The organism is Salinibaculum rarum (assembly GCF_030505615.1).
Taxonomy (GTDB): Archaea; Halobacteriota; Halobacteria; order Halobacteriales; family Haloarculaceae; genus Salinibaculum; species Salinibaculum rarum.
In genome coordinates, this window is record NZ_CP129992.1 from 792,565 (window position 1) to 813,289 (window position 20,725).

Below are 20,725 nucleotides of genomic sequence, written 5' to 3' on the forward strand. Positions count from 1 at the left end.
ATGCATGGAGCCGGATACGGTTGCCCCGACGGCGGTGGAAACGGACGCAGAAGTCATGGCATCGGTCGAGGAGGGTCAGACAGACTCCTTTATCCTCGCCGACATCAGCCAGGACGAGGCGTTCGTAACGATGCCCCTCGAGGAGGCGGCGTCGCTGCCGGCCTGGCGGTAGGCCGTCCGGACCACGAGACGTTTCTCACAGTATCTTTCCGGAGTACGACAACACAGGCGCGCGAGCGGCCGCGCCGAGAAAACAAGCGTTATGGCTACCCCATGACTTGCCTCGTGCATGAAGGTACTCGTCACAGACCCCATCGCAGACGCTGGCATCCAGGTACTCCGTGATGCCGGCCACGAAGTAGAGACAGCCTACGACGTCGAGGGACAGGACCTCCTCGATGCGGTCGCCGACGCCAACGGTCTCATCGTCCGCTCCGGGACGGAAGTCACCGAGGAAGTGTTCGAGGCCGCGCCGGAACTCGTCATCGTCGGCCGTGCCGGTATCGGTGTCGACAACATCGACATCGACGCCGCCACAGACCACGGCGTCATCGTCGCTAACGCCCCCGAAGGCAACGTCCGAGCGGCCGCCGAACACACCGTCGCGATGACCTTCGCGACTGCCCGCTCGATTCCCCAGGCTCACAACCGCCTCACCGGCGGCGAGTGGGCAAAGGGAGATTTCCTCGGAACCGAGGTCAACAACAAGACCCTGGGCGTCGTCGGCTTTGGCCGCGTCGGCCAGGAAGTCGCCAAACGGCTCGGCAACGTCGGCATGGAACTGGTCGCCTTCGACCCCTACATCAGCGAGGGCCGCGCCGCCCAGCTGGGTGCGGAACTCGTCGACGACATCGACGAGTGTCTCGACCGGGCCGACTTCCTCACCATCCACACGCCGCTGACCGACGAGACGGAGAACATGATCGACGAGGAGAAACTCGCCCAGCTCGAGGGTGGCTACGTCGTCAACTGCGCTCGTGGCGGTATCGTCGACGAGCCGGCCCTCGCCGAGGCCGTCGAAGATGGCGTCCTCAAGGGCGCTGCGGTCGACGTCTTCGCAGACGAGCCGGTCGACCCCGACAACCCGCTACTCGACGTCGACGACGTCATCGTCACGCCCCACCTCGGCGCCTCGACGGAAGCCGCACAGGAGAACGTCGCGACCTCCACGGCCTCCCAGATTGTCGCCGCCTTCGAGGGCGAACCGGTCATCAACGCCCTGAACGCCCCCTCGGTCGACGAGGCGGCCTTCCCGAAGATTCAGCCGTACATCGACCTCGCAGACACCGCCGGCAAGATTGCGGTCCAGCTGTTCGACGACCGCGTCGAGAACGTCGAAGTCGAGTACGCCGGTGACATCGCCGAGGAGGACGTCGACCTCGTGACCGCCAGCGCACTGAAAGGCGTCTTCGAGCCCCTGGAGTGGCAGGTCAACGCCGTCAACGCCCCCCAGATTGCCGAAGACCGCGGCATCGACGTCGTCGAATCGAAGTCCCACCAGTCCGATGACTTCCAGTCGCTGGTCACCGTCACCGTCTCCAACGAAGACCACTCCATCTCGGTCGACGGCACACAGTTTGCGGGCGAGGACCCGCGTATCGTCCGTATCGACGGCTACCGTGTCGACGCCGTCCCCCACGGCCACATGCTCGTCGCACGCAACGACGACGTACCCGGCGTCATCGGCTTTATCGGCTCCGTGCTCGGCGAGAACAACCTCAACATCGCGGGCATGTACAACGGCCGCGAAACATTCGGCGGTGAGGCGCTGTCGGTGTACAACCTCGACGACCCCGTCCCGAAGGACGTGCTCGACCAGCTCCACGCCGACGAGCGCATCATCGAGACGAAGTACATCTCGCTGGACAACGGCGAGTAATCGGCCAGCCTTCCCGCTCGCTTTGCTGACCGTCCTCTGAAACGCCGTGGTTTTGTGTCCTGGATACAATATCTAGCCGATGAGTTCCATCCGTCCCGACGAACTGGCCGACCGTCTCGAGTCGGGAGACACCCCCTTCCTGCTCGATATCCGCCCGGAGTCGGCGTTTCGCGCGACCGCTATCGAGGACAGTCACAACGTCCCCGTCTACGAGGCGTTGCGGGGCGGCGACGACGCCGCCTTGCGCGAGCACCTCGACGAGATACCGACCGACAGAGACGTTGTCGTCGTCTGCAAGATGGGGATGGTCGCCAAGCGGGCGACCAGTCTGCTCGCCGAGGAAGATTACGACGCGGCGACGCTTCTGGGCGGGATGAGCGGCTGGCGCGGGTACCAGAACGACTCGCTGAGCTACAAGCTTCGGTCGCTCATCTGGAAAGTCTTCTAGTCGCCGTCACTCGGTGACCGGCGGCGACGTTAATCGTCCGTGTAGTCCGGGTCGACCTCTTCGAGTGTCTGCTCTCGCCAGGTCGTCCAGTCGTACATCCGTTCGACCTCCCCGCCCTGCTGGCGGATGGCGATTGCGGTGGTAAACAGGAAGGTCCCGACCAGGACCGTCCCGACAATCCACAGCGCGTCGACGGCCGCCGGAACGCCGGCGTAGGTACCGAGCACGTCCGCGAAGACGACGGCGGCGACGGCGATAATCGCGGGGAGCAGATTCCTGACGAGCGCGGCGATGCTCGTCCCCTCGTGTTTCCGGACGGCGAGGACGCTGTAGTACAGCGCCCACAGCGACGCGCCAACCCAGCCGACGACCACGACGAGGCGGATGAGCTGGTGCTCGACGAGGAAGCCGGTCCACCACGAGGCGACAAAGCCCGCGATGACCAGGGAGTCGACCCAGGCCGGCAGCGCTCGCGGTGACTCAGAATCGGCATACCCCATGAAGTACATCTGCCGGATGCCAAGCGCCGCAAAGAGGATGAAAAACAGCGTCGCGCCTTCGGCGAACGTCCCCAGCCAGGCGCTCTCTGTCGCCATCGCGGCGACGCCCGCGACGCCGTAGACGGCGCCGGCGGCGATACCGACACCGAGCAACAGCCAGCTCCGGTCGTCCGGATTCGCGAGGACGTGCCGGACGTACGCCAGCAGATAATACAGGAGCACGACCGACCCGACAGCGACGACCGAATAGGCCAGTCCCTGTACCATCGCGACAGTCTCGGCGGCGTGTGCCGAAAGTTGAGATGATGCCATCACCCGGGGGGTCAGCGCTGTTGCCGCTAAAGCATATACCCGATTCTCACATACTGGGGACGACTGGGACATGTCTGCCCCACTTTTTGTATCTCTGGCCCGTCATCACGGATATGGGTCTCACAGACCGTCTCCTCGATGCCGTCGCGCGCTGGTTCGCGCCGACGATGGACCACCCCGCTGGCGGCGGGATGACCGGTGAGAACGAGGCGGATACGGCCGAGTCCGAATCGCCCGAGTCTGACGACGCGTGACCGAGTCAGTCGTCGCCTGCGGTCGATTCCATCTCCGGCGAGTCGTTCGTGACGACGACCCAGTCTTCGTCCGGCCGCTGTAACAGGTTCTCGTAGCGTCGGATGGTCTCCTGGAGTTGCTGTTCTCGCTGTTGGAGTCTGGCCTCGAGTTGTCGGACCCGCGCTTCGAGGACGATACTCCGCACGCGATAGGACGACGCGAGCGTCCACGACCCTCGGACGCGGGCGCTCGTGTGACCGGGGCGAGGCTGTTCGAGTCCGTCGATAATCTCGGGATATCTGCCGTCTCCTGTGCTGGGTGGGTCTGACATCGGCGGCCGCTCATCTCGTTGGGTCCGATGCCACAAAATTGTCAGTCAGACGTGTGTCATCCGATAACAAACTCTCCCACTATCGACGGCTGTGGGCCCGTCAGGAGTTGAGGTGGTCGAGCACGCCGTCGGAACTAATAGTACCTCAGGGAAGCTTTTGTGAAGCTGGCGTGAGTTGGACGGTGTATGGTTGGCCGTGAGAGAAATGTCGTCAAACATCTGAGTGAGGGAGAACTTGACCGATTACAGGCTGAGGCAGACGACATAAAGGAATACAAACGCCTCACCTTTCTCAAACGGCTCTACAATGGTGCAACGCTGGCAACTGCTGCCGAAGATATAGGGATCTCACAAGGAACGGCAAGTAACTGGGTGACACGGTGGAACGAAGGTGGACTCGGAAAACTGACGCCGAACTTCGGGGGCGGCAGGCCCCCGAAGCTCGACGAAGCAGAACAAGAACAACTCATTGCACGCCTCCGTGAGGGACAGCCCTGGAAGAAACAAGAGATTCAGCATCTTCTCAACGAGGAGTTCGATGTCGAATATCACCCACATTACCTCCCAACGTTTCTGGATAAACTCGGCCTCCACTACGCCATTCCTCGAACAAAACGCCCTGAGCGACCAGAGAACGCCGAAGAAATCCTCGACGAACGCGTCAGGTACGCGTTCGACGAGGAGGCTCTTGAGCAACCTCACAACAAACGCGAAGATGATACTGACGACGAAGACTGGGACCGCGACGAGGATATCCGAACAGACGGAGGCGCTGTTGTCGGATTCTTCGATATCTCTCACCCACAACCGTGGGACAATTCTCAGCGGATGTATACGGTTGATGAGCCACACATTGAGCGGAAGTTGGTGAAGATCGACACACCAGCAGCTGGATTCTACGCCCTCAACGGTGAGAGTGTCCTGTCGTTTCCACCGAATCAGGAGAAAGAGAAGATTTGCGGGTGTTTCGAGAAGGTCCGCGAGCAGAATCCTGGCAAGCGGATTCTGCTCGTGTTGGATAATTTCTCGTCACACGTGTGTAAGTACACGCGCAAGCGAGCACACGAACTCGGGATAGATTTGATATTTCTTCCAGTGGGATCGCCCGATCTCAATCCGATCGAGCCAGTTTGGAAGAGTCTCAAGTGGGAATCTTCGCCATTCATTGTCGAAGGTGGAGATGAGTATCGAAGACGAATCACAGAACTGTTCGGAAATTTGACCAACCAACTTAGCTTCGCCTCCTCGTGGATCGAGAATCATCTTGACAACTATCTCAATAAGTTAGTCTAGTCACTACCGTTCCGACGAGCCCTCGCTCGCCAGGCTCGCGAGGACCCCTTCGGTGTCGCCGGGGACGGGCTGGGGGTCGGCTCCGGCCTCGGCGGCGGCGTCGGGGTCTTTCAGGAGGTGCCCCGTCGTCAGGCAGACGACCTGTTCGTCGGCGTCGATTTCGCCCTCGTGTCGGAGCTTTCGCACGCCGGCAATCGAGGCCGCCGAGGCGGGTTCGACGCCCACACCCTCGCCAGCGAGGTTGCGCTGGGCCTCGGTAATCTCCTCGTCGGTGACGGACACTGCCGTCCCGTCGGTCGCCCGAATCCCGGGGAGGGCCTTCGGCGCGTTGACGGGGTTGCCGATGCGGATTGCCGTCGCACGGGTCTCGACGTCGTCCCAGCGCTCGATGTGGTCCCAGCCCTTTTCGATGGCCTCGACCATCGGCGCGGACTCGGCCGCCTGGACGCCGGTCAGTTTCGGCATCTCCGATTCGTCCATCGCGCCGGCCTGGACCAGTTCGCGGAAGCACTTGTAGAGGGCGGCGGTGTTGCCGGCGTTCCCGACCGGCAGGGCGATGCGGTCCGGATACTCCCCTTCCTCGTCGCGGAACTGCTCTAGGATTTCCAGCCCGATGGTCTTCTGGCCCTCCAGTCGGAAGGGGTTCAGCGAGTTCAGCAGGTACGCCTCACCGAGTCCGGCGAGGTCCTGGACGATGTCCAGGCAGGTGTCGAAGTTGCCGTCGACTTCGAGGATGCGCGCACCGTGGAGGCTGGCCTGTGCGACTTTGCCGGCGGCGACTTTCCCGGCGGGCAGGAGGACGAGCGTCTCCATCCCGCCGCGAGCGCCGTACGCGGCGAGTGCCGCCGAGGTGTTGCCCGTCGAGGCACACGCCAGTCGGTCGACGCCGACCTCCTTTGCGACGCGGACGCCGACGGTCATGCCGCGGTCCTTGAAACTCCCCGTCGGGTTCATCCCCTCGTGTTTCACGCGCAGGCGGTCGAGGCCGAGGTCGTCCTCCAGTTGCGGGACCTCGTGTAGCGGCGTTCCGCCCTCGGGGAGCGACACGCCCTCCTCAAAGGGCAGCGCCGCCGAGTAGCGCCAGACGCTCCACTGGTCGTCGTCGAAATCCTCCCACGACGGCAGGTCGCTGTAGCGGACCTCGAGCAGTCCGTCACAGTCGTCGCAGGTGTAGCGCACGTCGTCGAAGGGGGCGAACGTCTCCCCACACTCGATGCAGGTCAGCCACACCCCGTCGTCGGCACAGGCGGGTGCCGTGCCCGTGAGTTCGAGATTGCTCATTATCGGGCCAGATGGACCGGGTATGCAAAAGTGGGGCGGTTAGAATCGCGCGTGGCGTCGCTGTCGGCCCGGCGTCAGGAGTCGCTTTCCGCTCCGAACTCGTCGATGCGCTCGTGGACGTAGGCAGTCCACTCGTCGAGGGTCTCGTGCATCAGCGCCCGGGCTTCCGAAAGCGGCGTCGCGGAGTACTGGTAGATGTGTCCGCCGCTGTCGAGCAGTCGGCGCCGGCGCTCTGCGAGCCCCTTCTCTCGGAGCGTCGACAGCGACCGGTTGACGTTGCTCCGGTCGCGGTCCAGCTGGTCGGCCAGTTCCTCGACGGTACTCTCCGGGTTCTCGAGTAGCGTCTGATAGGTCCGGGCTTCGTGGCGCTGGATGCCGAACACACAGGTCAACACCTCCTGTAGCCCCGGTTCGTCGTCGAGCATCAACTCGCGAAACCGGTCGGGAGAGGGGTTGGTGCGGGACATAGCTACACTACTGGCGCCGCCAGATTGAATGTTACCCCGCGCACGGTGGCGCGGGGAATCCTGCTCTTACGAGGGCAGGCTTCCTGTTTCGATGACGTGACTTGCAGACACAGACTGAAACACAGCCCTGTCCGTAGCGGTCACAGTCTCCACAGGCGTTGATTCGGGCCATCCCAACCCTAACTCCTGAAAACCTCTCTGCAAGACATTCATCGCCGTCGCAAAATCGCGTGCGATTTTGCTGCCCGTCAGACGCAGTCTGACGACCGCGTTCGCGTCCCTATCCGTCTCGAACCCACATGACGGACAGGAATGTTCCCGCACCCAGATGGGTTTTTCTGTCTCCACACCACACGACGCACACTTCTTGGTCGTTCCTGATGCTTCGACCTGCACGACGTGAGTGCCGTACAACTCTGCTTTGTATTCGAGCAAAGTGATGAACTGTCGCCACGCAGCATCCTGCTTATTCCGAGCGTTATGCGACTGCTCCAACATCTCCTTTACGTCCAAGTCTTCCACCAATATGGCGTCGTACTCTTTGACGAGCCACGTCGTTATCTTGTGCTGGTAGTCCAGTACTTTCCGACGGATATGCCGCTTTACCTTGGCGACTTTCAAACGTTGTTTCTCCCAGTTGTTCGACCCCATCTCTTTCCGTGAGAGTTTGCGTTGCTCGCGCCGAAGGCGCTCGTAGTCGTCTTTGAGGTCGAGCCAATCTACAGTCTTGCCGTCGCTGGTGTGGATGTAGTTGAGGATTCCAAGGTCGATACCCACGCTATTGCTTGCATCAAGTGAGTTTATGTCGGGTTTATCGGGTAGGTCGGCGTCGTCTGTTTCCAACCCGAAGGAGACGAACCACTCGCCGGTCGTTTCTTTCTTGAACGTGACTTCTTTGATGGTGGCGTTGTCTGGGATTGGTCGTGAGCACCGTATTTTCATCCAGCCGATTTTGCTGAAGCGGACGTATGCGTACTTGTCGTGGCCCCTCTTTTCATCGAGGTCGAAACCAGACTGATTGTACGTCACACTCCGGTACTCGGTGGGTGCTTGGCGTTTGAGCTGACCAACATCGTACCCTTCCTCTTTGAGTTCGCTCAGAACGGTGAGGTTGTGGTGGAAGCGGGCGACGGTGGCTTGGGCGACTTTCGAATGTAGTTCACCAAATATTGGCCACCGTTGTTTCCACTCGGGGAGTTTGTTGTTCTGGTCGTACTCGGTCGGTTTGTCGTCTTCGGGACTGTTTTCGTAGTCCCATTTGACGTGGTTGTAGAGTTGGCGATGAATATTCAGATGGTGTTCCAGTTCAGCCGCTACCTCCTGTGTCGGGTAAGCGTGGTAACGGTGACTGTATTCCATCTCTGTCTCTTGATTAGAGATATGTTTACTTAATGGCTTGTATCACGAGTTGTCGGCTTCATCCCCGACCACGGTGGGTCGGGGTATTCCCCTCGCTGACCAGTATAAACCCCCGAGTTACGCCGTGCTCACCTGCGGGCCGGGCGGAGTGTATCCGTCACCGGAAGCCAGTAGCGGTCTCCCTTCTCGTGAGAATCGTTCACAAACCCCTTCGTTTCCGCTGGAGATAGCGCCCGCTGTAGAGTGTGAGTGTTCAAAAACGGCCCTGCGACTGGTGGACGGGGGTGGCGACTCTATCGCTGGTCGATGGGGGTGACTTTCTGGTCTTTCGGGCCGATGTAGCGGCCACGCGGGCGGATGAGCTTGTTGTCCTCGGTGTATTCGAGGATGTGACCGACCCAGCCGCTGACACGGGACATCGCGAAGATGGGCGTGTACATGTCCACCGGGATACCGAGTTTGTAGTAGACCGACCCAGAGTAGAAGTCGACGTTCGGAGCGATACCCTTCTCCGGGAGGCCCTTCTCCTCGGTCAGGTATTTTTCGATGGTCGTCGTGTAGTCGAGCCACTTGGTTTCGCCGTCCTCGGCGGTGAGGTCTTCCAGTTTCTCCTGGAGGATGTTCGCGCGCGGGTCTTTCGTGTTGTAGACGCCGTGGCCCCAGCCGGGCAGTCGCTCGCCGGCTTCGGTCTTGGCTTTGACCCACTCGAGTGGGTCCATCTCGCTCTCGTCGAGTTCCAGCAGGACCTCGATGACGTCCTGGTTTGCGCCACCGTGGAGCGGGCCCGACAGCGCGCCGATACCGGCCGTGACGGCGGAGTACATGTCCGCGAGCGTCGAGGAGACGACAAGCGTGGTAAACGTCGAGGCGTTGAAGCCGTGGTCTGCATGGAGGATAAGCGCCATGTCGAACGTCTCCTCGGCCACGTCACCTGGCTCCTCGCCGGTCAGCATGTAGAGGAAGTTCCCGGCATGTGAGAGATTCTCTCGCGGCTCGATTGCTTCTTCGCCGCGGCGGAACCGGTCGTAGTTGGCCAGGATGGTCGGAATCTTCGCGGTGATGCGACGACCCTTTCGCCGGGCGGCCCCGCGGTCCTCGGGGTCGGCGTCGACTTCCGGTTCGCTGGCCGACAGCGTCGAGACGCCGGAACGCAGTGCGGCCATCGCGTTCTCGTCTTCCTCGGCGAGAATCCGGAGTGTTTCCAGTGTCTCCTCTTCGACGGCACGCTCGCTGGCCATCGAGTCCGCGAAGGCGTCGAGTTCTTCCTGTGTCGGGAGCTGCCCTTCCCAGAGGAGGTACAGGACCTCTTCGAAACTCGCGTTTTTAGCCAGGTCCGCAATATCATAGCCGTTGTAGATGAGTCGTCCCGCGTCGCCGTCGATGTAGCTCATGCTAGACTCGCCGACGGGAACGCCCCGCAATCCCTTCTTGAGTTCGTCGGACATATCCCCGACTTTTCCACGTGCAGGAAAAAACATTACCATTTAGTCCGTCCGGCCTTGACACGCTCAGACGTGTTTTTGTAAGCATGTCTTCTAAACTGTCTCAAATTGGCTGTTTGTAAAGCAAATTGCAGTTGTATTGACGTGTCTACGTCAAGCGGTCCCGTGGACCGTGCGTCCGGGCAACGTTTTTGCACCGGGGCGTCCGAGGTGGGGGTATGGCTGCCAACGAGGTGGAGTACGAGCCAAAGAGTGTCAAGGTGTTGCTGGCGGAGATGAAAGACACCGCCGAGTTGCTCATCGACCTCTCGTACTCCGCTGTTCTCCTCGGGAGCGACGACGTCGCACAGGAGGTCCTCGCCCTCGAGGAGAAGATGGACATCCTCCAGTTGCGCGCCCGAATGAGCATCCTCATGGCCGCGCGCAGCCCCGCCGACGCCGAAGCGCTCGCGCCTGTCCTCGGTATCGTCGGTGCCGCAGAGAAGATCAGCGACGCTGCCGGTGACATCGCGAAAATCGTCCTCGAAGACATCGGGCTCCCCCCGGAGATGCGCGCTGCCCTCCCCGACGCGATGGAGACGCTCGTTCGAGCCGAAGTCGCCACGGACTCGCCGCTGACCGAGACGACACTCGGCGAGTTGAACCTCGAAACCGAGACGGGCGTGCGCGCACTCGCGCTCCGCCGGGCCGACGACTGGCTTCTCAACCCCGATGCGAACACTCACCTCCAATCCGGCGACGTCGTTCTCTTCCGTGGCCCCGAAGACGGTATCACGTCGGTGTACGCCGACGCGACCGGCGAGACCTACGACCCGCCCGAATCCGTCGAGAGCGAGTCGACGGACCTCGACCGCGCTGTCGACTCTATCGTCCTGATGAAAGACATGGGCGAACTCGCCGTCGACCTGGCCTACGGGGCTATCCTCTTTGACTCCGAAGACGTCGCCGAGGAAGTGTTCGAACTCGAAGCGGAGGTCGACGCACTCAAGTCCCGCTTCGAGGCGTGGACGCTCCGCGCTGCCAGCCGCGTTCAAGAGCCCGTCTCCCTGCGCGGCCTGGTCCAGCTCGCTACCAGCACTGAAATCATCTCTGACGCCGCCCTCGAAATCAGCGAGGGCGTCCTCCGGGGACTCTCGACGCACCCGGTCGTCCGCGAGGCCGTCTACGAGAGCGACGAGGTCATCGTCCGCCTGGCAGTCGAGGCGGGCAGCGAACTCGACGGCACGACCCTCGGGAGCAAGGAGGTCAAGACCGAAACCGGGATGCGCGTCATCGCCGTCCGGCACACCGGCGACGAGGACGGCGGCGAGTGGGACATCTCCCCCGGCCCGGAGACGCCGCTGGCTGCCGGCGACGTGGTGCTCGCGAAAGGGACGCGTGCGGGAGCCGACCGCCTCGCTGAACTGACCGCTTAGAGGTCTCTGGTGAGTTTGTAGGCGCGCCGCATCACGAGCAGCGCCGCCGCCAGTCCGCTGGACGTCATCGCCAGCACGAACGCCAGCGCCACGTAGTACACCGGCGAGCGGACCGTACTCGGCGCGAGGACGACGAAAAACAGAAAGACGACTGCGGTGAAGGCGACGCCGGCGGCCACGCCCCGCTTTAGGTTCTGCCGGACGTGCAACGCCTCTACGAGCGCGGCCCGGCCGCTGGGCTGGTTCTCGGTCGATGACACACTGTCTCGTAGGGCCGAGTGGCAAATAGTCGCGTCGGTTTCGACCCTGACGCCGCCGGCGCTGGATGGTATCGAACCGCTAAAGACGGTGGACCCGTCCAGTACGTGTAATGACGAGTCTCGGTACGGCGAGTGCCGCGCCCGGTGAACTCGACACCGGCCGTCTCGAGGTCGGCGAAGCCCGCGACGGGAGTCCGGTCGAACTGCCCGTTGCGGTCGTCAACGGCGCTCGCGACGGCAAGACGCTGTATCTGCAGGCTGCCAGTGACGGCGACGAACTCAACGGCGTCGGCGTCATCCAGCGGGTCGTCCCCCAACTCGACCCCGCGGACATCGCCGGCACCATCCTGATTGTCGGCGTCGCCAACTACTACGCCTTCCAGGTCGCCGAACACCGCAACCCCATCGACGACACGAAGCTGAATCGTGCCTACCCCGGCAACGCCACCGGCACTGCCTCGGAGCGCATCGCCGCTGCGACCTTCGACGCCGCCAGTCGCGCCGACCTCGCGCTGGACCTCCACCAGGGGTCGACCTCCCGGATGATAGAGGAAGTCCGGGTCCGCTGTGGGACCCGCCACCGCCTCCACGACGAGTGTCTCGAACTCGCGAAAGTGTTTGGCTGTGGCTACGTCTTAGACCAGAAAGGCCCCGACGGGCAACTCGCCCGCGCCGCACCGGACGACGGCGTCCCCACCGTCGACCCCGAACTCGGTGGCTGTGTCGGCTGGGACGAACAGTCCATCCAGGCCGGCGTCGACGGCGTATTCAACGTCCTCGAGTACTACGACTTCCTGGAGGGACGGGTCGCACCCCGTCCCCAGACCCGCGCCAGCGGCTTCGAACAGTACGGCTCGCCTGCCGGCGGCCTCGTCGACTTCGATGTGGAACTCGGCGAGCGCGTCTCTGCCGGCCAGCAGTTGTTCGAAATTACCGGCGTCTTTGGCTCCCCCAAAGAGACCGTCTCTGCGGACTCCTCGGGTGTGTTCTGGCGCTCCCGCCGGCTCCCCCACGTCGCCGCCGGGGAGTACGTCTGTTCGGTCGGGACGGATATTGATTCCTACTAGGGACCCACTTTTTGTTTCGTCGGGTGTCGCACGCGAGCCGGAGGCTCGCGGCGCACCCTCCTCACAAAAACTTGGGGAAAAAGGCTCCTCGCGCTCGGTAGAGCGCTCGGAGGTGCTATCGTAGTGACCTCCCACAGCACCGCTACCGCACAGCGCCGCTACCCCACAGTACCGCTACAAACGACAGGCCTGCCCTTCCCCGTTATCGCACGACCCGCTGGCGCGGGTACGCGCTTCCGGCCACCGCAATCGCAGGCTGGATGCCCTCCGCCGCCAACCGCCACCCACTTTGCCGCGCCCCGTTGTCACTCCACTATGCCAACCGCTCACCACGTCGGTGTCACCGTTGCCGACCTGGACCGCGCCGTGGAGTTCTATCAGGACGTCTTCGACTTCCCTGTGCTCGCCGAGTTCTCCGTCTCCGGCGAGGCGTTCTCGACTGGCGTCGACGTTCCGAACGCGACCGGCCAGTTCGCGCACCTCGACGCCGACGGCGTCCGCCTGGAACTGGTCGAGTACGACCCCGAAGGCGAGACTGCCCACGCCGAGCGGGTGAACCAACCCGGCGCGAAACACGTCGGCTTCGAAGTCGAGAATCTGGACGACTTCTACCGGGCACTCCCCGAACAGGTGACGACGCTGTCGGCCCCACAGACCACTGAGAGTGGCACCCGAATCTGCTTCGTGCAAGACCCCGAGGGCAATCTCGTGGAAGTGCTGGAGACGTAGTACGGTCTCACCGCTCTGGATGGGTCGGCGCGTCGAAGCCACCCCGGACCAGCGGCTTAGCAATGTGCCGGCGCGCAACCGGCGGCACCTCGTACCACCCCTCCTCGATGTCCCGGTCGAGTGGCTGCTCGACCTTCCCGTCGGCGTCGGTCCCACAGTCCCGACACCGATACCCCGCGTTTGCACCCGCGGACTTCATCGACCGCCCGCAGTCCGGACAGTCCGGCGTGACGAGTTCCGTCTGCACGCAGTCGCGGACGGCGAACTTTTCCAGTTTGAGCGTCCCGTCGCTGACCTCGCCACACGCGGTGATGCGGTCGCCCTCTCGCAGCGCCCGCACCCGGTCACGGAAGCGCTTGGTCGGCTCGAAGGCTGCACACTGGAGCCGACCAGTGCCTTCGAGCGGGAAGAATACGTGTCCGCCTTCCTTCGTGTCCGGCCGGGCGGCGACGGTGCCGTCGAGACGGTAGGCCCGTCCGTCCTGTGCGGTGTCGATGGTGCCATCCCGGAGGTGGGCGTCGGTGCCCTGGTTCGTGCGGAAGGTGTGCCGGCGGGCGACGGATTCGCTCTCGATGCGCTCGGCGACACGGCGGACGGCGTCGGGGTCGTCACCGCGAATCCCGTGGAGAATCGGGCAGGGCGTCCGGGGGACACAGACGGCGACGCCTTCCTCACGGTCGACGGTATCCCACACCTCGGGGTAGGCGTCGTCTGCGGCGGCGAACACTGAGTCGACGTCGACCTCGCGGTCACTTCCCCACCGGTCGCGCTCGCGGTAGGAGATACACTCGTAGGTCCACTCCTCGAAGGCCCGGTGTGCGCCGGCGGCGGCGGCCGCCCCAATCAGTCCCCGGCCCATCCCGCGCTCGACCGTCTCGACGCCGGCCACAGAGAGCGTCTCGCGGACAGTATCGAGGTCGAGAAGTTCGCGGACGGCACGCCGGGCAACGTCTGCAAGCGCGTCGGGTACCGCGTCGGGTGCAGCGTCGACGACGACCGCGCCGGGGTTGGTCCGGGGGTCGGCCGTCTCCGCGTGGTCGAGTGCGTTGTCGGCGAGTGCGAGCGTACGCTCGGCCGGGAGGTCACAGTGGACGGCCAGCGCGGCGTTGCCCCGCGTCTTGTGCTCGACGGCGGGGTTGAGTCGCACCAACAGCGTCCGGTCGACGGTGCCGCCGGCCTCGCGCACCTGCTCGGCCAGGCGTGTGGCAACGTACGTCGTGCACATCCCGCGCTCGCGGGAGTCGGTGTCGTCGACGGCGATGACGGTCACTATCCCGGCTAGCCCCGACGCCCACTAACCGCTTTCGGGGCCGCCTGCTCGAATCTGTCTGTCTGTGATTACGTTCCGGAAATCGCCAGACACCGGCCGTACAGCCGCCAAAACGCATAAATACGATGAGCGGACTATGTATGTATAGATACCAGTATGTCCCGCTCTGCGCTGGTGGGTAACGTCACCGCAATGCTCGAAGATGCAGGCTTCGTCGTCAGCGAACGCTGTGCGATTCGGCCAAAGAGCTTCGACGTCGCTGCCCGCCGGGGTGAGGACACCATCCTGCTGAAGATTCTCGGGAACATCGACGCCTTCGACGCTCGAACTGGCGCGGAGATGCGTCGCCTCGGCGAGTATCTGCAGGCCACGCCGATGGTGGTCGGCCTGCGGACTCGCGACGAGGACTTAAAGCCCGGCGTGGTCTACTTTCGCCACGGCGTGCCCGTGCTTTCGCCCGACACCGCGATGGACCTCTTTGTCGAGGAGGTCCCGCCGCTCATCTACGCGGCACCCGGCGGCCTCTACGTCAACATCGAAAGCGAAGTCCTCGCCGACGCCCGGCAGGACCGCGACTGGTCGCTTGGCCGACTCGCCCAGGAACTGGGCGTCTCCCGGCGCACCGTCTCGAAGTACGAGGACGGCATGGACGCCAGCGTCGAAGTCGCCTCCCAACTGGAGGAGCTGTTCGAGGCACCGCTGACCTCGCCGGTCGAAGTGCTCGATGGTGCCGAGCGGGTCCGCGACGACACCGAGACCCCCGAGGACCCCGACGTCGACCCCGACGACGAGTCTATCGTCGCGGTCTTTACCCGCGTCGGCTACGAGGTCCACCCGACCGAGCGCGCTCCCTTCAAGACCGTCAGCGAAAACGAGAGCGACCACGACCGCGTGCTCACCGGTCACTCGAAGTTCACCCAGACCGCCGAAAAGCGCGCCCGCATCATGTCGTCGGTCGGCCAGGTCACTCGGACGACCAGCGTCTACGTCGTCGACGAAGCGCCCACCGACGCAATCGAGGGCACCGCCATCGTCGAGGAGTCAGAGATGGCCGACATCGAGGACCGCATCGACCTGCGGGACCTCATCATGGACCGCGGCGAGGAAGAGGGGACTGCCTGACGCTTAGGCGTACGTTTCTTCCAGATACTCGACGATGTCGTCGGATTCAGGCATCGCTTCGATGCCGTTGTCCGGGTCGACGAGCACCGGAACACCGGTCTGACCGCTGATTTCTTCGACCTCTGTCCGGTTGCTGTGGCTCCGGGGAACCATGTGTGACTCGTAGTCGAGACCGAGTTCGTCGAGTTTCTTCGTGACTTTCGCGCAGTACGGGCACCCTTCGAGTTCGTACAGTTCGAGGTTCGGCATTCACTCGATGTAGACGCGCGACGGAAAAAAGAGCGTCGCCCGTGTGCGACCCCGCTGTCAGAGGGCGCCGGCGAGGATGCCACTCGTCCGGACGAAAAAGTACAGGACGAACACGCCGGCGAGTATCCACTGTCCGGGGTGGACCTCCCGGTGGTGGCCCTGTGCCGCCTTGATGAGGGGGTAGGAGATGATACCGGCGGCGATACCGTAGGAAATCGAGTAGGTAAACGGCATGATGAACATCGTCAGGCCGGCGGGGACCGCATGCGAGAGGTCGTCCCACTGGATGTCGACGATGTTGCGCATCATCAGGACGGCGACGACCACGAGCGCGATGTGGGAGGCGTGCAGCGGGACCGCGGCCGCGAGGGGGACGAGTGCCAGCGAGGCGAGAAAGAGCAGCGCGATGACCAGTGCGGTCAGCCCGGTCCGGCCACCCTCTTCGACGCCGGTCGAGGACTCGATGTAGGTCGTCACCGTCGAGGTGCCGATGATGCCACCGATTGTGGTCCCGACTGCATCACCCAGCAGCGGCCTGTCGATGTCCGGGAGGTTCCCGTCCTCGTCGAGGAAGCCGGCGACCTGTGCGACGCCGGTCAGCGTCCCTGCAGTGTCGAAAAAGTCCACGAAGAAGAAGGTAAAGACGATGAGGCTGAACCCGAGCGCGTCGACGTTCGAGAACCCCTGCAAGAACGCACCGACGAGCGGCGTGATGTCGTAGCCGGCCGCCGAGTAGACCACGTCGGTCTGCCCGGTCAGCGACGCCGGCGTGTACAGCGAGACACCTTCTGCGACCTGCGGATTGATGGCCGTGTAGCCGGCGGCGTCGACCAGGTACGAGGCGACGGTCGTCAGCAGGATGCCGATGATGATAGAGCCGGGGACCTGCGCGGCGTACAGCCCCAGCGTCAGGAAGAGGCCAACGACGGAGATAATCGCGATGGGGTCGGTCGCGAAGACCGGGTTAAACTGCAGGAAGGTCGCGGGGTCCGAGGCGACGACGTGCATCGCCTCCAGGCCGATGATTGCCAAAAAGAGGCCGATACCGCCGCCGATGGCGAACTTCACCGGTTCCGGGAACAGCCTGATGATGTACTCGCGAGCGCCGGCGAGGGTCAACAGGATGAAGATGACTCCCTCGACGACGACGGCCGCGAGTGCGGTCTGCCAGGGTACCCCGAGACCCAGCACGACGGTAAAGGCAAAGAAGGCGTTGAGGCCGAGCCCAGGCGCCTGTGCGAAGGGCCGGTTGGCGTACAGCGCCATGATGAACGTCGCGACAGCCGCCGAGAGAATCGTCACGACGGCCAGCATCTGGAGCGTCTCGCCGGCCGTGCGTCCCTCGACCGAGATTGCCGCGCTCAGAATCGCCGGGTTGACGATGACGATGTAGCTCATCGTCAGGAACGTCGTGATACCGGCGACGATTTCGGTCCGAACGTCCGTATCGTGCTCGTCTAATTCGAAGAACTCCGCGAGTGTTCCCGCCATTGTTCGACTCTCCGGATAGACCGGATTAAGCGTGGCGAGACGACCTGAGAGCTGTCACCAGGAAAACAGTCCCCCGCCGATTCCTCGGGACGGCCGACCGTCAGGCGTCGTCGGCCAGCAATTCGGAGGCTGTCACCAGCGCGTCCAGTTCGATGTCGTGTTCGGCGAGGTTCTCGCGGGCGCCTTCCTCGCGGTCGACGACGACGAGCACGCGGTCGACCGTCGCGCCCGCCTCGCGGAGCGCCTCGACGGCGTCGATTGCGCTCTGGCCGGTCGTCGCGATGTCTTCGAGGACGACGACCTCCTCGCCGTCGGCGAGGCTCCCCTCTATCTGGTTGCCGGTACCGTACTCTTTGGCCTGTTTCCGGACGATGACGTAGGGGTTGCCCGTCTCGACGCTGGTGACCGCGGCGAGTGGGACTGCGCCGAGTGCGACGCCGGCGAGTTTCGTCTCGCCGACTCGCTCTGCGAACGCCTCGGCGATGAGCGCGAGGGCGTCGGGGTCGGTCTCGAAGACGTACTTGTCGACGTAGTAGTCGCTCGTGCCACCGTGGGAGAGTTCGAACTCCCCGAACCGGACCGCGTCGGTCTCTCGGAGTGCGTCGATGAGCGCCTGCATGTTCATGTGCGCCGGTGATGGGAGCGGCGGTTAAGGGGTTGCCGATGCTGACCGACCGGCCGAGCGGAATCCCTATGGCCCCGCCGGACGCATGGCCATCCGAATGCAGGTCTTCGGGTCAAGCGGCGTCCGCGGGGTGGCAAACGAGGAGTTGACGCCACGGTTCGCACTCGAGATAGCACGGGCCGCCGGGTCGGTCTTCGACACCGACCGGGTGGCACTCGCCCGCGACACGCGCCTGACGGGCGAGATGCTCGCCGACAGCGTCGCCAGCGGCCTCGCCAGCGTCGGCTGTACCACCGACCGCCTCGGTATCGCCCCCACGCCCGCCCTCCAGGCGTACTGCGAACGCGAGGGCGTCCCCGGCGTGATGATTACCGCCTCGCACAACCCCCCGGCGTACAACGGCATCAAACTCATCGGCGCCAGCGGCGTCGAACTCACCCGCGACCGCCTGGACGCCGTGGAGGCTCGCCTCGATGCCGACCCCGACCGCGTCGAGTGGGACGAGACTGGGGCGAGTCGCCGTATCGATTCGGCTAATCGCCGATACCACGAGGAACTGCTCTCGGCTGTCGACCGCGACGCCATCGCCGACGCCGACCTCACCGTCGCACTCGACCCCGGCCACGGCGCAGGCGCGATGACCAGCCCCGACTTCTTCCGTGCCCTGGGCTGTTCGGTGCTGACGGTCAACGCCCAGCCCGACGGCCGCTTCCCCGGTCGGGACCCCGAACCCGTCGCCGAACACCTCGACGACCTCGCGCGACTCACCCGCACCAGCGACGCCGACCTGGGTATCGCTCACGACGGCGACGCCGACCGCGCGATGTTCGTCGACGAGACCGGCACGTTCGTCGAGGGTGACGCCGCCCTCGCCGCCCTCGCCGCTTCCCAAATCGACGCCGGCGACGTCGCAGTATCGGCGGTCAACGCCTCCCAGCGACTCGTCGACGTGGCCGACGCCGCCGGCGCCAGCCTCCGACTGACCCCTATCGGGAGTACCTACCTCATCACCGCTATCCGCGACCTCGAACGTGAGGGCCAGCGCGTCCCGATTGCGGGCGAGGGCAACGGTGGCATCCTCTTTCCGGATTACCGCATCGCCCGCGACGGCGCGTACACCGCCGCCCGCTTCTGTGAACTGCTCGTCGACCAGCCGGCGAGCGAGCTCGTGGCCGACTACGACGACTACCACAACGTCCGCTACAACGTCACCTACGAGAGCGAGGCCGAACGCGCGGCGATGCTCGACGCAATCGGACGCCAGGCCGAGGCGGCCGACGCCGACCTCGATACGACCGACGGCTACCGGCTCGATTACGGCGACGCCTGGGTGCTGGCCCGCCCCAGCGGCACGGAGCCGCTCGTGCGCGTCTACGCAGAGGCGCGGGACGAAGCGCGTGCCCGCGACCTCGCCGAGTCGATGGTCGAGGCAATCGAGGCCGCCTGACCTACCGCTCGGGAAACTCGTCTATGGCCTCGGCCAGCCGCTCGCGCTCCTCGCGGCGCGTCTCCAGTTCCTCGGCGACCGCGCCGCTCGTGAGCCGTTCTCGTTCCTCGTCGGTCAGTTCGGCCTCGGCGACGGCACTGTCGTGGAGTCGGTCGTACGCCGTCTCCCGCGGGAGTCGCCTGACCGCCCGCAGCGACTCGACGACATCGGGCGCGAGGCGATTGACCACGGCCGTCAGTTCCTGACACTGCCAGCGCAGTTCCTCGGCAGTCGGCGGCGGCCACCCGACCGTGAGCGGCTCCCCGTCGAGTCGACGGAGGTACGTCTGCTGGGTCGCTATCGCCTGCTTCAGCGCCGTCGGGTCGTCGACGTAGTGGTCGAGTTTCGACCGCGAGTAGTCGGCCAACTCCAGTAGCTTTGGAATCGACTCCGTCCCCGGCGGATGGCTGTCGACGTACGATTTGAGGTCTGCCGGTGGCGACTGGAAGGGAACGAGCGGGTAGACGTCCGTCCGGTCGAGAAAGTCGAGCACCTCCCGTGCGGACCCGTCCCGCTTGAACTCGGCGAAGGCGTCGGTGACGGCCTCGTCGTACCGTTCGATTGGCTCGCGGAGCCGGTCGGTCGGCGCCGTGAGGTCTGCCTCGCCGAGTCGCTGGAGCCGTTCTAGCTCGTCGATGCGCTCGCGGACCTCGTGGCGGCGTTCCCGAACCTGCTTGCGCGCCCGTTCGTACTCGTCGCGTGCGCTCTCGCGGTCGGTCAGCCGGTCGACCAGGTCCGCGACCGGCGACAGTTGCTCGCGGACGTACTCGAAGTCCGACTCGTTCAGGCGGCGCTGCTGGAGGTGGTCGTCGCTCTCCTCGAAGGCCTCCCGGAGGAGGATGTCTTCGGGGAGTTCCTCGACGAACGTCTCGACGCGGCCCTGGAACTCGATGAACTTCTGAAAGTCGCCGTCGCCGGTCGCCGGCTCCTCGTAGCGGCCCAGGATTCCGGTAAACTCCTCGTAGGCGTCGGCGAGTTGCCGGAGGTCGGCCTCGCCGAACTCGTCGACGCGCTGCTGGGCTCGTTCGAGATCGTCTGCGGCCCGCCGGAGTCGGTCGACGGGGTCGGCGGCTGACTTACTCGTAGACATCGTCGGGGTCGAAGACCCGCTCGCCGACGACATCGCCGTCGACGGTGCGGTAGAAACAGGACTCGTAGCCGGTGTGACAGGCGCCACCCTCCTGCTCGACGAGATAGAGCAAGGCGTCGCCGTCACAGTCGACGCGAACCTCCTCGACGTGCTGGACGTGCCCGCTGGAGCCGCCCTTCTGCCAGAGTTCGTCCCGGCTGCGCGAGTAGTAGTGGGCCAGACCCGTCTCGCGGGTGCGTTCGAGCGCGTCTTCGGTGACGTACGCGAGCATCAACACGTCGCCCGAGTCGGCGTCCTGTGCGACGGCGGGGAGCAGTTCCTGCTCGTCGAAGGCGAGCTGGGGGGCGTCGGCACTCATATCCGGTAGGTCGTGGG

Annotated in this window: 23 protein-coding genes; 10 read left to right on the forward strand and 13 right to left on the reverse strand. The window is 64.2% G+C overall.

What is annotated here, in order from left to right; genetic code table 11:
* Nucleotides 1-4: 4 nt before the first annotated feature.
* The 3 genes from QYL91_RS04330 to QYL91_RS04340 all read left to right on the forward strand — a co-directional run bounded on the left by QYL91_RS04330 (nt 5) and on the right by QYL91_RS04340 (nt 2,327).
* Nucleotides 5-172, forward strand: a complete 168-nt coding sequence (locus QYL91_RS04330; RefSeq protein ID WP_302082151.1) for a DUF7556 family protein — start codon at nt 5-7, stop codon at nt 170-172.
* Between the two features lie 117 nt (nt 173-289).
* Nucleotides 290-1,879, forward strand: coding sequence for a phosphoglycerate dehydrogenase (gene serA, locus QYL91_RS04335; protein ID WP_302082152.1), 1,590 nt, complete (start codon nt 290-292; stop codon nt 1,877-1,879).
* A 79-nt stretch (nt 1,880-1,958) separates the two neighbouring features.
* Nucleotides 1,959-2,327 carry a rhodanese-like domain-containing protein gene (locus tag QYL91_RS04340; RefSeq protein ID WP_302082153.1) on the forward strand — a complete coding sequence of 123 codons (369 nt, stop codon included), beginning with the start codon at nt 1,959-1,961 and terminating at the stop codon, nt 2,325-2,327.
* A gap of 29 nt (nt 2,328-2,356) precedes the next feature.
* Here QYL91_RS04340 and QYL91_RS04345 read toward each other — a convergent pair whose 3' ends face one another.
* Nucleotides 2,357-3,139, reverse strand: coding sequence for a hypothetical protein (locus QYL91_RS04345; RefSeq protein WP_302082154.1), 783 nt, complete (start codon nt 3,137-3,139; stop codon nt 2,357-2,359).
* A gap of 113 nt (nt 3,140-3,252) precedes the next feature.
* Here QYL91_RS04345 and QYL91_RS04350 point away from each other — a divergent pair, with 113 nt between their 5' ends.
* A complete protein-coding gene (locus QYL91_RS04350) occupies nt 3,253-3,393 on the forward strand; it encodes a hypothetical protein (protein WP_302082155.1) in 141 nt (46 codons plus the stop codon).
* Between the two features lie 5 nt (nt 3,394-3,398).
* Here the strand turns inward: QYL91_RS04350 and QYL91_RS04355 are convergent, their stop codons facing one another.
* Nucleotides 3,399-3,704: a hypothetical protein gene (locus QYL91_RS04355; RefSeq protein ID WP_302082156.1), complete on the reverse strand. Its 306-nt coding sequence runs from the start codon at nt 3,702-3,704 to the stop codon at nt 3,399-3,401.
* 186 nt (nt 3,705-3,890) lie between these two features.
* On the opposite strand from QYL91_RS04355, the gene QYL91_RS04360 reads away from it, so the two are divergent.
* Complete coding sequence (locus tag QYL91_RS04360) at nt 3,891-4,997, forward strand: IS630 family transposase (protein WP_302080897.1); 1,107 nt, start codon at nt 3,891-3,893, stop codon at nt 4,995-4,997.
* Between the two features lie 3 nt (nt 4,998-5,000).
* On the opposite strand, the gene thrC is transcribed toward QYL91_RS04360, so the two are convergent.
* The 4 genes from thrC to citZ form a co-directional block, all read right to left on the reverse strand.
* Nucleotides 5,001-6,278 carry a threonine synthase gene (gene thrC, locus QYL91_RS04365; protein WP_302082157.1) on the reverse strand — a complete coding sequence of 426 codons (1,278 nt, stop codon included), beginning with the start codon at nt 6,276-6,278 and terminating at the stop codon, nt 5,001-5,003.
* 74 nt (nt 6,279-6,352) lie between these two features.
* Nucleotides 6,353-6,745: a helix-turn-helix domain-containing protein gene (locus QYL91_RS04370; RefSeq protein ID WP_302082158.1), complete on the reverse strand. Its 393-nt coding sequence runs from the start codon at nt 6,743-6,745 to the stop codon at nt 6,353-6,355.
* 66 nt (nt 6,746-6,811) lie between these two features.
* Nucleotides 6,812-8,104, reverse strand: coding sequence for an RNA-guided endonuclease InsQ/TnpB family protein (locus QYL91_RS04375; protein WP_302082159.1), 1,293 nt, complete (start codon nt 8,102-8,104; stop codon nt 6,812-6,814).
* Between the two features lie 293 nt (nt 8,105-8,397).
* Nucleotides 8,398-9,549 carry a citrate synthase gene (gene citZ, locus QYL91_RS04380; RefSeq protein ID WP_302082160.1) on the reverse strand — a complete coding sequence of 384 codons (1,152 nt, stop codon included), beginning with the start codon at nt 9,547-9,549 and terminating at the stop codon, nt 8,398-8,400.
* Nucleotides 9,550-9,764: 215 nt separating this feature from the next.
* On the opposite strand from citZ, the gene QYL91_RS04385 reads away from it, so the two are divergent.
* Nucleotides 9,765-10,961: a potassium channel family protein gene (locus tag QYL91_RS04385; RefSeq protein WP_302082161.1), complete on the forward strand. Its 1,197-nt coding sequence runs from the start codon at nt 9,765-9,767 to the stop codon at nt 10,959-10,961.
* Here QYL91_RS04385 and QYL91_RS04390 read toward each other — a convergent pair.
* Complete coding sequence (locus QYL91_RS04390; RefSeq protein ID WP_302082162.1) at nt 10,958-11,221, reverse strand: DUF7536 family protein; 264 nt, start codon at nt 11,219-11,221, stop codon at nt 10,958-10,960. The genes QYL91_RS04385 and QYL91_RS04390 overlap by 4 nt on opposite strands.
* A gap of 110 nt (nt 11,222-11,331) precedes the next feature.
* Between QYL91_RS04390 and QYL91_RS04395 the strand changes: the two genes are divergently transcribed.
* Together QYL91_RS04395 and QYL91_RS04400 are read left to right on the forward strand one after the other, a co-directional pair.
* Complete coding sequence (locus QYL91_RS04395; RefSeq protein ID WP_302082163.1) at nt 11,332-12,288, forward strand: succinylglutamate desuccinylase/aspartoacylase family protein; 957 nt, start codon at nt 11,332-11,334, stop codon at nt 12,286-12,288.
* 315 nt (nt 12,289-12,603) lie between these two features.
* The gene (locus QYL91_RS04400) at nt 12,604-13,017 is read left to right on the forward strand and encodes a VOC family protein (RefSeq protein WP_302082164.1); all 414 of its coding nucleotides are present in this window, start codon (nt 12,604-12,606) and stop codon (nt 13,015-13,017) included.
* A 7-nt stretch (nt 13,018-13,024) separates the two neighbouring features.
* Here the strand turns inward: QYL91_RS04400 and QYL91_RS04405 are convergent, their stop codons facing one another.
* Nucleotides 13,025-14,287 carry a tRNA(Ile)(2)-agmatinylcytidine synthase gene (locus QYL91_RS04405; RefSeq protein ID WP_302082165.1) on the reverse strand — a complete coding sequence of 421 codons (1,263 nt, stop codon included), beginning with the start codon at nt 14,285-14,287 and terminating at the stop codon, nt 13,025-13,027.
* Nucleotides 14,288-14,443: 156 nt separating this feature from the next.
* Here QYL91_RS04405 and QYL91_RS04410 point away from each other — a divergent pair, with 156 nt between their 5' ends.
* Complete coding sequence (locus QYL91_RS04410; protein ID WP_302082166.1) at nt 14,444-15,409, forward strand: transcriptional regulator; 966 nt, start codon at nt 14,444-14,446, stop codon at nt 15,407-15,409.
* Between the two features lie 3 nt (nt 15,410-15,412).
* Here QYL91_RS04410 and QYL91_RS04415 read toward each other — a convergent pair whose 3' ends face one another.
* The 3 genes from QYL91_RS04415 to pyrE all read right to left on the reverse strand — a co-directional run bounded on the left by QYL91_RS04415 (nt 15,413) and on the right by pyrE (nt 17,774).
* A complete protein-coding gene (locus QYL91_RS04415; protein WP_302082167.1) occupies nt 15,413-15,658 on the reverse strand; it encodes a glutathione S-transferase N-terminal domain-containing protein in 246 nt (81 codons plus the stop codon).
* A gap of 57 nt (nt 15,659-15,715) precedes the next feature.
* Nucleotides 15,716-17,149: an NCS2 family permease gene (locus QYL91_RS04420; RefSeq protein WP_302082168.1), complete on the reverse strand. Its 1,434-nt coding sequence runs from the start codon at nt 17,147-17,149 to the stop codon at nt 15,716-15,718.
* 100 nt (nt 17,150-17,249) lie between these two features.
* Nucleotides 17,250-17,774: an orotate phosphoribosyltransferase gene (pyrE, locus tag QYL91_RS04425; protein ID WP_302082169.1), complete on the reverse strand. Its 525-nt coding sequence runs from the start codon at nt 17,772-17,774 to the stop codon at nt 17,250-17,252.
* A gap of 97 nt (nt 17,775-17,871) precedes the next feature.
* On the opposite strand from pyrE, the gene glmM reads away from it, so the two are divergent.
* A complete protein-coding gene (glmM, locus tag QYL91_RS04430) occupies nt 17,872-19,221 on the forward strand; it encodes a phosphoglucosamine mutase (protein ID WP_302082829.1) in 1,350 nt (449 codons plus the stop codon).
* Nucleotide 19,222: 1 nt separating this feature from the next.
* On the opposite strand, the gene QYL91_RS04435 is transcribed toward glmM, so the two are convergent.
* Together QYL91_RS04435 and hisI are read right to left on the reverse strand one after the other, a co-directional pair.
* A complete protein-coding gene (locus QYL91_RS04435) occupies nt 19,223-20,350 on the reverse strand; it encodes a DUF7118 family protein (RefSeq protein WP_302082170.1) in 1,128 nt (375 codons plus the stop codon).
* A complete protein-coding gene (gene hisI, locus QYL91_RS04440) occupies nt 20,337-20,708 on the reverse strand; it encodes a phosphoribosyl-AMP cyclohydrolase (protein ID WP_302082171.1) in 372 nt (123 codons plus the stop codon). The genes QYL91_RS04435 and hisI overlap by 14 nt, the downstream gene beginning before the upstream one ends.
* Nucleotides 20,709-20,725 lie beyond the last annotated feature (17 nt).